The sequence below is a fragment of the Cytobacillus spartinae genome, assembly GCF_042865285.1.
GTDB lineage: Bacteria > Bacillota > Bacilli > Bacillales > Cytobacillaceae > Robertmurraya_A > Robertmurraya_A spartinae.
Genome location: NZ_JBIACK010000005.1, coordinates 31,316 through 45,153, shown reverse-complemented (window position 1 = coordinate 45,153; position 13,838 = coordinate 31,316). Strand labels below are relative to the sequence as shown.

The 13,838-nt window shown below is 37.2% G+C and carries 13 protein-coding genes; 1 reads left to right on the top strand and 12 read right to left on the bottom strand.

Going from position 1 to position 13,838, the window contains the following annotated elements:
- Positions 1-29: 29 nt before the first annotated feature.
- From ACFYKX_RS12085 to ACFYKX_RS12070, 4 genes are all read right to left on the bottom strand, one after another.
- On the bottom strand, positions 30-1,115 hold the full coding sequence (locus ACFYKX_RS12085) for a hypothetical protein (protein ID WP_389361273.1): 1,086 nt from the start codon (positions 1,113-1,115) through the stop codon (positions 30-32).
- Positions 1,115-1,579 carry a hypothetical protein gene (locus ACFYKX_RS12080; RefSeq protein WP_389361271.1) on the bottom strand — a complete coding sequence of 155 codons (465 nt, stop codon included), beginning with the start codon at positions 1,577-1,579 and terminating at the stop codon, positions 1,115-1,117. Before ACFYKX_RS12080 ends, ACFYKX_RS12085 begins: the two co-directional genes overlap by 1 nt.
- Positions 1,576-2,109 (bottom strand): RNA polymerase sigma factor, encoded by a 534-nt coding sequence (locus ACFYKX_RS12075; RefSeq protein WP_389361513.1) that lies wholly within the window; start codon positions 2,107-2,109, stop codon positions 1,576-1,578. The genes ACFYKX_RS12080 and ACFYKX_RS12075 overlap by 4 nt, the downstream gene beginning before the upstream one ends.
- Positions 2,110-2,270: 161 nt before the next feature.
- Entirely contained in the window at positions 2,271-3,065 is a 795-nt protein-coding gene (locus ACFYKX_RS12070; RefSeq protein WP_389361269.1) for a class I SAM-dependent methyltransferase, read from the bottom strand.
- Between the two features lie 198 nt (positions 3,066-3,263).
- On the opposite strand from ACFYKX_RS12070, the gene plsY reads away from it, so the two are divergent.
- Positions 3,264-3,878 (top strand): glycerol-3-phosphate 1-O-acyltransferase PlsY, encoded by a 615-nt coding sequence (gene plsY, locus ACFYKX_RS12065; RefSeq protein ID WP_389361267.1) that lies wholly within the window; start codon positions 3,264-3,266, stop codon positions 3,876-3,878.
- Between the two features lie 61 nt (positions 3,879-3,939).
- Here plsY and ACFYKX_RS12060 read toward each other — a convergent pair whose 3' ends face one another.
- The 8 genes from ACFYKX_RS12060 to putP form a co-directional block, all read right to left on the bottom strand.
- Positions 3,940-4,494, bottom strand: coding sequence for a thioredoxin family protein (locus tag ACFYKX_RS12060; protein WP_389361265.1), 555 nt, complete (start codon positions 4,492-4,494; stop codon positions 3,940-3,942).
- Positions 4,495-4,642: 148 nt separating this feature from the next.
- Positions 4,643-6,070, bottom strand: coding sequence for an Asp-tRNA(Asn)/Glu-tRNA(Gln) amidotransferase subunit GatB (gatB, locus tag ACFYKX_RS12055; RefSeq protein WP_389361263.1), 1,428 nt, complete (start codon positions 6,068-6,070; stop codon positions 4,643-4,645).
- An 11-nt stretch (positions 6,071-6,081) separates the two neighbouring features.
- A complete protein-coding gene (gene gatA / locus ACFYKX_RS12050; protein WP_389361261.1) occupies positions 6,082-7,539 on the bottom strand; it encodes an Asp-tRNA(Asn)/Glu-tRNA(Gln) amidotransferase subunit GatA in 1,458 nt (485 codons plus the stop codon).
- Between the two features lie 12 nt (positions 7,540-7,551).
- Positions 7,552-7,842, bottom strand: coding sequence for an Asp-tRNA(Asn)/Glu-tRNA(Gln) amidotransferase subunit GatC (gene gatC, locus ACFYKX_RS12045; RefSeq protein WP_389361259.1), 291 nt, complete (start codon positions 7,840-7,842; stop codon positions 7,552-7,554).
- A gap of 529 nt (positions 7,843-8,371) precedes the next feature.
- Entirely contained in the window at positions 8,372-8,818 is a 447-nt protein-coding gene (locus ACFYKX_RS12040) for a YueI family protein (RefSeq protein ID WP_389361257.1), read from the bottom strand.
- 225 nt (positions 8,819-9,043) lie between these two features.
- On the bottom strand, positions 9,044-10,327 hold the full coding sequence (gene aceA / locus ACFYKX_RS12035) for an isocitrate lyase (protein ID WP_389361255.1): 1,284 nt from the start codon (positions 10,325-10,327) through the stop codon (positions 9,044-9,046).
- Positions 10,328-10,698: 371 nt separating this feature from the next.
- Entirely contained in the window at positions 10,699-12,060 is a 1,362-nt protein-coding gene (locus ACFYKX_RS12030; RefSeq protein ID WP_389361253.1) for a protease complex subunit PrcB family protein, read from the bottom strand.
- 118 nt (positions 12,061-12,178) lie between these two features.
- On the bottom strand, positions 12,179-13,672 hold the full coding sequence (putP, locus tag ACFYKX_RS12025; protein ID WP_389361251.1) for a sodium/proline symporter PutP: 1,494 nt from the start codon (positions 13,670-13,672) through the stop codon (positions 12,179-12,181).
- Between the last annotated feature and the right edge of the window lie 166 nt (positions 13,673-13,838).

Sequence of the window (13,838 nt, the reverse complement as noted above, 5' to 3'; positions counted from 1 at the left end):
AAACCCACCTTCCTTTCCTGTTCATACAGTTACTCAGATAAACCTTCCTGATTCCTACTCTTATTACCTAGCAATAACTTAATTCCTCCACCAATGAGGACAATACAGACGATTGCCGTTTGAAAGTAATGATCAAACCAATATCTTAAATCGATGTCAATCATTGAGTAAAGCATTGGTGATATAGAGGGAATAAGGATGTTGGATGTCATATAATATAATCCTAGTAATACTAGACCAATCCCAATCCATTTCTGCTGATTGATTAAGTATTCAATAATTGGCTTATCTTCAATTGGCTCTTGCCCAAATTTAGATGCTTTTTGCAAGCCATCAAAAAAGCTGTAAAACCAAATTATTGGAATTAGAAATAGAAAAATACCTAATCTTAGTACATCTAAAATGTAAATCGAGAATAAGAAAGCTGCCATTAGTTGTATTCCGCGACGCTGGTAACCAAGATATAAGTGTCCTGCGCCTGGAAAAATGGATAAAAATGTTGCAATTGATTTGCTCTTTTTCCCATCCTCTCTTCTCATTTCAAAGTCTTCCAGTATACTACGGTCAACAAGCTCTTCACCACGTTCCTTTTTATTAATTTGCTGCATAGCATCAAAGAAACTGTAGAACCAAATAACAGGTAGTATGGCTAGGAAAATTAGAAATTCGCCTCTTGAGGTAAGGATGGATACGAAGAACACCATGACTCCCAATCCTAAGAACGCCGTTAGGATGGTCATTCCTCTATTCATTAAACCTAATTGGAAATGACCAACCCCCGGGATTAATGATAAAAGGGTTGTATAGAATTTCTCCGAATCACGATTTGAAATAGGAGCATCTTGAGTTAAAGACTGGTTTCCTATTTGCTGTTTATGCAATCTAGACGCCGTTACCGCAGTGTCTATTAAATTTATTACGTAAAGAATTACACCTAAAATAACACATAGGAAAGCCTCATTATGTGCCCAATTGTTAGCTAAAATAAGCGTTAACGCAACAAGAAATATTTCAGACAATAAGTAACCGAGACCTCTAAATATTTTTCCTAAATAGAGTAGACCCCCACCTGGAAAAAAGGCTAATAAAAACGCAATGATTGGATTTTTTTGCATTATCTGTTTTCCTCCCTGTTTCTTTTCTCAATCGAATCCATCCAAGCAAACGTTCTATCTACTATCCCCTCTGTAACAGAAGATTTTTTTTCCTGAGCGATTGGACTCTGAACATTCTCCACATAGGTTGAAATGGACTGAAAAACACCTGTTGTCGTAAGTAAAAGCGTCATAGCAGCGGCAAGTGTATAATGAAAAATAGCTCTTTGATAAAAAGGTACCTTTTTCCCAGCATGAATCCGGGTAGCACTTTTACTCTCTTCAATTTTCTCCATAATGATGTCTGTAAAGGAGTCTTCATTAGATAGAGCAGGAAGCTCGTTCTCTAGTTCTGAAACAACCTGAAAATAGACTTCTACACATAGGTCACAGCTATATAAATGTTTTTCATACCTCTCTCTAGATTTCTCATCTATTTCATCGCTTGCGTATTTCTTCCACTGTTCAAATGAGTAATGAGTCATGAAAAATCTTCCTCCTTCCAATGTCTCTTCATCCAATGTCGTGCCCTATACAGTCTAGTTTCAATGGTTTTAACTCCCACATTATTTTCCTGCGCCATCTGCTGGTAGCTTTTTTCTTCAATATAAAAACCATGAATGACCTCACGATAATTTACAGGAAGCTCATCAAGCTTTTCCCTAACAAACTTTAGCTTCTCCTCCAGAATCATTCCTTCCTCTACCCTTACCTCTTCTATAGGTAGAGATTCATATACAATAGGCTCTATGATCTCTTCGCGACGTCTATCTTTCTTTCTTTTCACATCAATCGCATAGTTAACCGCAATTCTAGTGATCCAAGTTTTAAAACCTTGATTCTCATACCTTGGGAGAGAGTGATATATTTTAATAAATACATCTTGGGTGGCATCTTCTGCATCTTTTTGATCTCTTAATACTGCATAAATAGTGCGAAACAAATCGTTCCGATACTTTTCAACAAGAAGACGAAATGCGTGATCATTGCCACTTAATACTTTTTCAATTAGAATATGGTCGCTGATGTCTCTCTCCCCCTTTCTACCGCTTCCACCTTAATAGACGTTGGAACAATTAAAAACCCCTACACCTTTTTTAAAAAAAATTTTTATTTCCTTATAAAAAAAATTAAAAACCCCCTCTATTCAACTAAAGGGAGCTTTATGTATGTCTATTATTTATGTAGTTTTAGAATACTTACGTAACAAGCATGTGGAATTGTGTGCATAGCATCTTTCCCAAACTTTGTATCTAGTAAATTCAGAAGTTCTTCTATTATGTTTTTCCTTGGTTCTTCCTCAAGACCTGCAAGATAGGATAGAGAGGTAACTCGATCTAACCATTCACTGTTAGAAAATTGAACCTTGTAATCTAACTTATAAAAATCTCGCAAATCAAACTCGTTCTTACTCCATTCGTCAAACCACTCCACAGGAAAACCATTTATTCTTTGCTTGGACTCTGCTTTAGAACCAGGTGGCTTTACCCCATCAGGAATATGTCTTTTCAAAACATCAAAAGTGAAGTCAGTTACTTCATGAGGGGGGACAAATCCGGAATCCGCTACGATCAAAATTCCCTTATTCTTCAATAATCTCTTTATCTCTTTAATACTTTCTTCTCTATTAAACCAATGCCAAGCCCTCATTACCGTAACGATATCGAAATCGTTTGATGGTAAGTTGGTCTTCTCAGCAGACCCGACCTCATAACGAATGTTTTTATATTCAAGTGCGTTAATATTCTGTGCTTCTTTAATTAATTCAATCGAAGGATCTACTCCAATAACATCTGCATTTCGCAGGTCTAGTTTTCTTGTTAAGGCACCCGTACCACATGCAATATCTACTACCCTCTTACCCTCAAAGAAAATATTTCGTATTGTAAAACTTTCAAAAAGATTACTGGGGATATCATTACGAGACTTAGCATAACTTTTTGCCACTAGACCGAAATTTACTTCTTTCACATTCTCACCTCCGAATTATCTAAATATTAGGAAATTTATTAAAGATAGAATCATTATATGGTAAAATTCAATTGAAAACAAATCGGGAGGTGCGGAATAACATTTTTATCCTGTTATTAAAAAACTCTTCATGTAATAGGAATTGTCGTTTACATTATATATAAGGACATTTCCATTTTTCTGTTAAAGGATGATTATATGACTTCGCTAATTTTGTTGGCAGCCTATTTAATAGGCTCAATTCCAACAGCCTTAATTGTGGGAAAAGTGTTTTTTAATATTGATATTCGAGAGCATGGCAGCAATAATCCTGGTGCGACAAATAGTCTTCGCGTATTAGGAAAAAAAGCAGCCATCATTGTACTTCTTGTGGATGTGGGGAAAGGGGCTGTCGCAGCATCACTACCTTTATACTTTCAAACTGAGCTTGAACCACTCCATATTGGGCTAATCGCAGTCGTCGGTCACTGCTTTCCGATTTTTGCTAACTTTCGAGGTGGTAAAGCAATCGCAACTACAGCTGGGGTTTTACTAGTTTCAAATCTCTGGATGCTTTTGGTAGCTTATGTAACCTTTTTTGCCGTAATCTTTGTATCTAAATATGTTTTCTTTGGTAGCATTTCTGTCGGCGTAGCTTTACTTATATTTTCTTTGATTGAGCCAGGTAATGATAATGAACTTATATTTTCTTTATTTCTTTTGTTTCTACTTTTTCTACACCGAACCAATATTAAAAACTTCCTTTCAAATAATGAACTTAAAATTAATGATAATCGATTAAAAGATGATCGTATCACTACGAAAAGAAAATAATGTGATTTAAAGAGAGCTTTTGATAGCTCTCTTTACTTTTGGTTCGATTTTCTTTTTAGCACTATTTTTTAAAAGCACCAATAATACTACCTGCGACAACAGACCATAGATCGGAATCTTGCTTGTAAGCTGTTGTTAACTGCGTAATCATTTCTTTCTGCTTATCTGCAAAGTCTTCAGCATTCTTATCAGGAAGTTTTGATCGTAGTTCATCAACCATTGTTTGTATTTCAGAGGCTCTAGGACCCCAAACCGCTTTTTCTACCCCTTCTCCATCTATAAAAATAAAAATCGGAATGGCTCTTGAAGTACCATTTGTTAAGTATTGATCCATAAGTTCTAAATTTTGGTCCCTTAGTAAGAAGCGAACTTCCATCCCTGTATTTTCAGCGATTTTCAATAAAACTGGGTTGTTCAACATGGCATCTCCACACCAGTCTTCCGTAAGAACGATGACCTTTAGGGATTGGTCTTTTAATAAAGAAAGTTCCTCTAATTGTTGGTCACTTAAGTGAAAGCGGTTGTAAATCGACAACATTTCATCCTTATTCACTTTCATCGTTTCTAGGTATTCCTCTACATTCATTCCTTTGTTAAACCACTCTAATAAACCCATTTAAACACTACCTTTCTCTATTGAAATTTTGTCATCTCTTCTTCGACAAATTAAAAGGAAACCCCTTCGACATCGAAGGGGAATCATATCTTTTCCTGGGAAATTTTAATAGAAACTGTCGAAGTCTTAAAATCTGTGATATCGAAAATTAGCGTTTCTTTATTTCATCAACTATTAGTTTATTGGCTAACTGTGGGTTTGCTTGCCCTTTTGAAGCCTTCATTAACTGGCCTACTAGGAAACCGATTGCTTTATCTTTTCCGTTCTTAAAGTCTTCAATGGATTGAGGGTTTGCATCAAGCACTTCGGTAACAATCTTCAATAGTGCACCTTCGTCAGAAATCTGGACTAAACCTTTTTCCTTTACTGTTTGTTCTGCATTACCACCATTTTCAATAAGCTCCTTAAAGACTTTCTTCGCTATTTTAGAAGATATCGTACCATTTTCAATGAGCTTAATCATTCCGGCTAACCCTTCTGGAGTTAGTGCCACCTCTTCTAGTTCCTTTTGTTCTGCGTTGAGGTAAGCTGAAACTTCACCCATCAACCAGTTTGAAGCAAGTTTAGCATCTGCACCTGCATTCACCGTTGCTTCAAAGAAATCAGCTGTTTCTTTTCTAACAGTTAAAACAGCAGCATCGTAAGCTGGCAAAGCTAGTTCCTCTACATAGCGCTTTTTCCGTTCATCTGGAAGCTCAGGAATTTCCGCGCGTACGCGTTCCTTCCACTCCTCATCAATATACAAATCTAATAAATCCGGCTCAGGGAAATAACGATAGTCATCTGATCCTTCTTTTACACGCATTAAGATGGTTGTATTGGTTGCTTCATCATATCGAAGTGTTTCCTGCTGAATTGTCCCGCCAGATAGAATAACCTGTTCCTGACGCTTCTCTTCATACTCAATTCCTTTTCGGACAAAATTAAAGGAGTTAAGGTTCTTTAATTCTGTTTTCGTCCCAAATTCCTTTTGACCGACTGGACGAATCGAAATGTTCGCATCACAACGGAGAGACCCCTCTTCCATTTTACAATCTGAAACCCCTGTGTATTGAATAATAGATTTCAATTTTTCAAGGTAAGCATATGCTTCATTCGCTGTTCGAATATCCGGTTCAGAAACAATTTCAATAAGAGGAGTCCCTTGGCGATTATAATCACATAAGGAATATCCGCCTTCATGATTTAGTTTTCCAGCATCCTCTTCCATATGGATACGAGTAATTCCAATTTTCTTCTTATATCCATCCACTTCTATTTCAATCCAACCGTGCTCGCCTATAGGCTTGTCGAACTGTGAGATTTGATAAGCCTTAGGATTGTCTGGGTAAAAGTAGTTTTTACGGTCAAACTTCGTTTCAGTAGCTACTTGGCAATTTAAAGCCATAGCTGCTTTCATCGCATAATCTACTACTTTTCTGTTTAATACAGGTAATACTCCCGGATAACCTAAATCAATCACACTTGTATTAGAATTTGGCTCTGCTCCAAAGTGATTTGGACTTGCAGAAAAAATTTTGGAATCCGTCTTTAATTCAACATGTACTTCAAGTCCGATAACTGTTTCAAAGTTCATATTCTCACCCCTTACAACTGTGGTTTTTGTTTATGGAAATCTGTTGCTTGCTCGAACGCATGAGCCACACGATATACAGTGCTTTCATCAAAGTGTTTCCCAATGATCTGCAGTCCTAGTGGCAGTCCCTTATCAAATCCACATGGAACAGAAATAGCTGGAACACCTGCAAGATTTACAGGGATGGTTAAAATGTCGTTCGCATACATGGTTAATGGATCACTTGTTTTTTCTCCAAATTTAAACGCTGGTGTTGGAGTCGTTGGTCCAATAATAACGTCATATTTTTCAAAGACATCTTCAAAGTCTTTTTTAATTAATGTTCTCACTTTTTGTGCCTTCTTATAATAGGCATCATAATATCCTGAGCTAAGTGCAAAGGTACCAAGCATAATACGTCTCTTTACCTCGTCACCAAAGCCTTCTGCTCTAGTATTTTTATATAGGTCAATTAATGTATTTGAGTTAGCAGAGCGATAACCATATCTGACTCCATCAAATCGAGCAAGGTTCGCAGATGCCTCAGAAGAAGAGAGAATATAATATGTAGGCAATGCATACTTCGAGTGAGGGAGTGATACCTCTTCCCAAGTTGCACCTAAACCTTCAAGAACTTTTAGAGACGCAAAAATTGATTGGCGAACTTCTTCATTTACACCTTCTCCTAAATATTCCTTAGGCACGGCAATTCTTAATCCTTTTACATCTCCTGTTAGTGATTGTACAAAATTCGGTACATCCACATTGGCAGAAGTGGAATCCATTTTATCTAAACCAGATATTGCTTGTAATAAATAAGCATTATCCTCTACATTTCTAGTAATTGGACCAATTTGGTCTAGAGAGGAAGCAAATGCAATTAATCCAAAACGGGATACACGCCCATATGTTGGTTTAAGCCCCACAACCCCACAAAAAGCAGCTGGTTGTCTTATAGATCCACCTGTATCTGAACCTAATGAAAATGGAACCTCCCCCGCTGCAACTGATGCTGCGGATCCTCCAGATGAACCTCCTGGAACTGTCTCCAGATTCCATGGGTTTTTCGTCTTCTTGAATCCCGAGTTCTCCGTGGAAGAGCCCATCGCAAACTCGTCCATATTAAGCTTTCCAATTGTAATGGTTTCAGCATTATGTAATTTTTCTACAACGGTTGCATCATAGATAGGATCAAAATCACCAAGAATTTTGCTACCACTCGTTGTTATCAAGTCCTTCGTGACAATGTTATCCTTAATCCCAATTGGCATTCCAAATAATAATCCCTTTGTTTCATCAGTGTGAACTTTTCCGTCTAGCATTTTAGCTACATTACGAGCTCTTTCCTCATCTAATGCTAAAAATGCTTGAACATCATGATCTACTTGATGAATTCGCTTATAAGATTCATCTACAAGGTCTGAAACGGTAATTTCTTTTTTATGTAGGAGTTCATGTAATACTGATAACTTATGATCAAATAAACTCATCTTTTCCCCTCCTTATTCAATAATCGATGGAACTTTAATCTGGCCGTTCTGATGATCAGGGGCATTTTTAAGTACTTCCTCACGTGGAAGTCCCTTCCCAGCAACATCTTCTCTCATTACATTTTTCATATCAAGAACATGGGAAGTTGGCTCCACGTTCTCTGTATCCAACTCGTTTAACTGTTCAGCAAAAGTGATAATGGCATCCAACTCTTGAGTTAGCTTCTCTGCCTCTTTCTCGGATATAGCAAGTCTTGCCAAATGTGCAACATGCTTTACTTGATCAATTGAAATTCTCGACATAAAAGTCACCTCCAAATATAGAAAAGCGCAAGCGCCTTGGTAAAAATCAAAAATCGTGATTTTCACTTGGTAAGCGCCGTATAAACTGGAGCCCCTTCTAAGCTAGCTGTGGCTCCTTGCCCCTCGAGTCATAAGCTGTACTGCTATGTGGCAAACACCGCCACGCTGCAGTCCATCTTATGCTTGTCGGGTCAGAACAGTCGCCTCACTTTTTCTGCATGAGATAAAGGAAACACGAAGAGCGTAGCGATTCGATGTTGACTTATCGTAAGGAGTGAAAAATCATTCGATTTTTCTTAGGAGGGGCGAAGTTTACTAGGCGCTAGGCGCTGGAGCTAGACATCAGCCTAGCTTAAAATAGTTATACTTTCTTACCTAAGAACAAATCTACAATAATATTGATAATATCAAAGTTTAACGCTATAAAGCAACAAACACCCTAGCTTAAACTGGATGATAAGGAAGCTTTTTCTACAGCATTTTTATGAAAATAAAAAAGTGGCTTGTTAGGCCACATGATTGATCTATTTTATTTAAATAAATTGCTGAATGCTGAAAATAGCCCTTTTTTCTTTTCATTTTCTTTTACCTGAAAATGGGGTTGAGTACTATTTTTTAAGTAGATTTCTTCCTTATCTATGGCATAATCCTGGGCTACTACGAGCCCTAATTCTGAATTATAATCTTTATTAGTCACAACGGAAAACTCCACGCCAGTCTGATTGCATAGCTTAATATACTTTGATATATACTCGTAGCTCATATTTCCGTTTAAATATACGTGTGCCTTTCGGTTATTCTTTATAGCCTCTACGACTTCTTTATGCGTCCCTTCCATTCTCACTTGAGCTTGAGTAAGTGCAATTTCAACACGTTCCCTTAATGTACCTAAGAACTTCCTTCTTTCATCGGGTTTAATTTCCTTTGGACCATAAATTCCCTGTTTTAAGTATTCATCTACTTCATGATTGGACATATAATCCCCCCTATATTAAAAGGCTACTATTATGTATGTATTATTGTCTAATGAGGTGAATTAATTTACAAAGGTTTTTTATTTTTGGCGACATTCACTCAACTGTTTAATGGAGAGCATATTTGGATCATTCTACTAAAATAAAAAGACCCTCTCTTCCATAGAAGGGAGGGCAAAAATAGAAATGGAGAAAATATGGTGAAAATCACGGTTACAAAAGTAAACTTACTTTGATGCAGTAAACTGTTCTTCTTCCGTAGACCCTTTAAGAGCTGTTGTAGAAGAAGTACCTCCTGTAATAACCATTGAGACTTGGTCAAAGTATCCTGTTCCAACCTCTCTTTGGTGTCTTGTAGCAGTATATCCATGTTGCTCACTAGCAAATTCAGCTTCTTGTAATTCAGAGTATGCTGCCATACCACGATCTTTATAGCCGCGAGCAAGTTCAAACATACTGTGATTAAGTGAGTGGAAGCCTGCAAGTGTAACGAATTGGAATTTGTAGCCCATTTTCCCTAACTCAACCTGGAACTTAGCGATGGTTTCGTCGTCTAGCTTCTTCTTCCAGTTGAATGAAGGCGAACAGTTATATGCTAATAATTTGCCTGGGAATTTTGCATGAATCGCTTCGGCAAATTGTCTAGCCTCTTCTAAGCTCGGTTCAGCTGTTTCACACCAAACTAGATCTGCATAAGGTGCATATGCTAGACCACGAGAGATTGCTTGATCTAAACCTGCTTTCACTCGGAAGAACCCTTCTGGTGTGCGCTCCCCAGTGATGAACTCAGCATCATATGGATCAACATCACTTGTAATAAGATCTGCAGCATTAGCGTCTGTACGTGCTACTACTAGAGTTGGAACTCCCATAACATCTGCTGCTAAACGTGCAGAGATTAAATTACGTACTGCTGTTTGAGTTGGTAAAAGTACTTTCCCGCCTAAATGGCCACATTTTTTCTCTGAAGAAAGCTGATCTTCGAAGTGAACTCCCGCGGCACCCGCTTCAATCATACCCTTCATTAATTCAAATACGTTTAATTGACCACCAAAGCCTGCTTCTGCGTCCGCAACAATCGGAGCAAACCAGTCGATTGAATGATCTCCCTCAGAATGAGTAATTTGGTCAGCACGCTGTAATGCTGAGTTAATTCGCTTTACAACGTTAGGTACACTATTCGCTGGATATAAGCTTTGGTCAGGGTACATGTTTCCAGAAAGGTTAGCATCGGCTGCTACTTGCCAACCACTTAAGTAAATTGCCTTTAGTCCAGCCTTCACCTGCTGTACAGCTTGGTTTCCTGTAAGAGCACCTAGAGCATTAACAAAGTCCTCTTCGTTAACTAGCTTCCAAAGCTTTTCAGCACCGCGACGAGCTAGAGTATGTTCAATATCAATCGATCCTCTTAACTTAATAACTTCCTCAGCGGAGTAAGGTCTAGTAATACCTTTCCAACGCTCATCCATCTCCCAGCTCTCTTGTAATTGCTGTACTCTTTGATCTGCCATTTTATTTTTCCCCTTTCAATTCAGTGATTTTTATAATGACCTATCAAGACCGATATCGGACTTAGAAAGGTGTAAAATACTTTAATCTCAAATCGGTTCAATTTTTTCAAAAAAATGTGTAATTAAATTTGATTATTAATCTTATAGTTTATAGGTCTACTAAATTTAATTTACATCCACTCTATAGAACCTGCCTCCTTCGTTGTTATAATACACAATATTTATTATATAATGTATTCTATAACAGAGAAGAAAATAATGGAACCCCAAATTTAAAGATTTTTCAGTTTTTTTTCGACATGAATCTATTTTTTCATATAAAAAGCCTGATACCACAGTACTTTTCAGTGAATATCAGGCTTTTATATATTTTATTTTTTCAAAATTGTTACTTTCACATTGTTATAATACAGTGAGGTTCTGCCCTCAAATCCAGAGTCTGTTCCAAAGAAAAGCCATAACTCTCCATTACCATTTGTTTTCACTTCAATCGGTTCCGCGGTGCTAAGAGTCTTATTTGTATATTTTTCGTCTCCAGTTGCCTCTATTTTAGCAACATCACCTACGACAACCGCCTCCTTACCTGAAGAGGCTTGTTCTCCTTTATTAATATTCATTCTCCAGTCACCATTTACTTGGACCACTTTAGGCTCTTTAGTTGAAGCCCCTGCCTTTACATAGACACTTTCACCTGGAGCTCCTCCAATACCGATTAACCCTGGATCTGCACTCGTATAAAAACTAATTTCCATGTCAACTAAATATGTAGTATTAGGTAATAGACCTTCACTCTTTCCAACCTTTTTCTTAGCAAACATAAATAGATCATCACTGCTATTTTGCCCACTTAGATAAAGTCCCTTATTAGATTCCCCTGGTATTGATTTATGAGCAAATTCCAGTCCATATAATTCCTGATCGTAATCAACAGGCAGATCGGAAAATTCACCACTCCATCCTTGGAGTTCTTTAGAAAATTCATAGTTTAAGGATAATCCTTCCTTCAAATGAAAAGGGATTACAATTTTCTTTCCGTTCTTCAATTTATTCTCAATCGAAAGTAGGTAGACTGCTCCATATTCATAGCGATCTGATGGTTTTATCTTCACAGATTTTTTGTTTTTCTTATCATAAACAATAGAAGTTGGGTGAGTAACCAAGGAGCCATTTTCGAGTGTCTCTATATAAATGTTATAGAATTTATTTACGATTTTTTGATTCATCGACCTGTTAAAATTTACAGTCCACTCCTTTTGCGAATCTGTTATAGAACGTGTCTCCCAAAAATCAAAGCCATTTGTTTTCTTATTAAACAACGATAGATTATTTTGATCAATCAAACTCAATGTTGTATATGGAGGTAACTGTAACTTCCCAACAACATAAGGGTATACCATTACGTCCTGATAATACTTATCCTTTTCCGGATACCCTTCTTTAAAATGAAGCTTTAATTGTTCTAGTGTTTGTTCCGGTTTAATAAATTCCAGCGTGTACCCTGAGTTAGGTTTTTCACCTAACGAAATAACATATAGATCACCAAACTGATGCTTCCCTTCTACCTTTTTCACCTTTTCAATAAAAGCTTTTTCTACTTCTGATAATGTTGTCTCCTCTACAATTTGAAAAGTATGATTGACTTTCTCTTGGTTCATTCTTTCCTCTGCTAATACTTGAGTAAAGGGACTAAAAACTAACAAGATGGTAAGCAAGCTAAAAACAACCGCCCTCACTTAAATTCCTCCTTTTTACAAAAGTTCCATAATATAGACGCAAAATTCATAACGGAGGTTACATCTTTTGAAACAGAAAAAACCCGTCCTCATTTAACGAAGACGGGCACCTGAAAAATTATTTCTCTACATCATTTTCAACGGCTTCTTCAAATTGTTCTTGAATAACCGGTCTTGGATGATTGCCAATTAAACTAAATATTATAATAGCAAGAGTTGCTAAGATAAAGCCCGGTACAATTTCGTAAAGATGAGCTCCAAGTCCAACATTTTTCCAAATGATGACTGTCAATGCACCAGTAATCATTCCAGCTAGTGCTCCATTACGATTCATACGTTTCCAGTAAAGTGACATAAGGATTACCGGTCCAAAGGCTGCACCAAATCCTCCCCAAGCGTAACTTACAAGATCTAGAACAGAAGCTCCGCCTTTTTCAGGATTACCTTGGTATGCAAGTGCAATTGAAATGAGAGCAATGACAATAACACCAGCTCTTCCAATCCAAACTAATTCTTTGTCACTTGCATTCTTACGGAATAATGCTTTGTAAAAGTCCTCGGCTAAAGCACTTGATGAAACAAGTAGCTGAGAATCAATGGTACTCATAATAGCAGACAGAATTGCAGCAAGTAGAACTCCAGATACCCAAGGATTAAACAGGATGTCTGCAAAAAAGATAAACACTTTTTCGCTATTGTCAACCTCTCCAACAATTAGTGGGTTGTCCGCAAAAGAAGCAATACCTACAAAACCTGTTACAATAGCACCAATAATGGAAAGAGTCATCCAAGACATACCGTAGAATCTTGCCTTTGGGATTTCCTCTGTTGATTTAATAGCCATAAAACGTGTGATGATATGAGGTTGTCCAAAATAACCAAGTCCCCATGCCATTAATGAAATAATCCCCAACCCGGTCATAGTGTCAAGCGGGTCTAGATAAGTTGGGTCAATACTTCTAATCGTATCTACAGTTTCTCCCCAGCCTCCAAGGTTCATAATCGCCACAATCGGTACAATAATAAGCGCTAAGAACATTAATAGACCTTGGAAAAAGTCAGTCCAACTGACGGCTAAAAATCCACCTAAGAAGGTATATGAGATAATGACGATTGCACCAATAAATAATGCGGTGTTATACGTCATCCCAAATGTTTCTTGGAATAGTAGTGCTCCCCCTACTAACCCGGAAGAAGCATAGAAGGTGAAAAATATTAAGATGACAAGAGCGGAAATCACTCGCAATAATCGTGATTGATCCTTAAAGCGGTTTTCAAGAAAATCGGGGACAGTAATAGAGTCGTTGGCTACCTCTGTATATGAACGTAGTCTTGAGGCAACAAATTTCCAATTTAAATAAGCACCAATTAATAGTCCAACACACATCCAAATTGAATCTAAACCTGTTGCATAAGCTAATCCTGGTAAACCGAGCAATAGCCATGAGCTCATATCTGATGCTCCTGCACTCAAGGCGGTTACTCCAGGCCCTAAACTTCTTCCTCCAAGAACATAGTCTGAAAGATTACTAGTCATTCTGTAAGAGATAATACCGATAAATAACATTGCAATTAAATAAATAATAAAGGTAATTAACGTAGCGTTTTCCATTGTTTCTGCACATTTCTCCTCTCAAAATATTTTTATCTGTGTGTAATTTTTCTGAAAGTCTTTTTATACATTTATTTTGTATTTTTTATTCATCTCTATATAGTAATAAATGTAAAAAAAGACTCTCTAATTAACCCCCGTTGTCACCAACGTTGTTAATATTAAC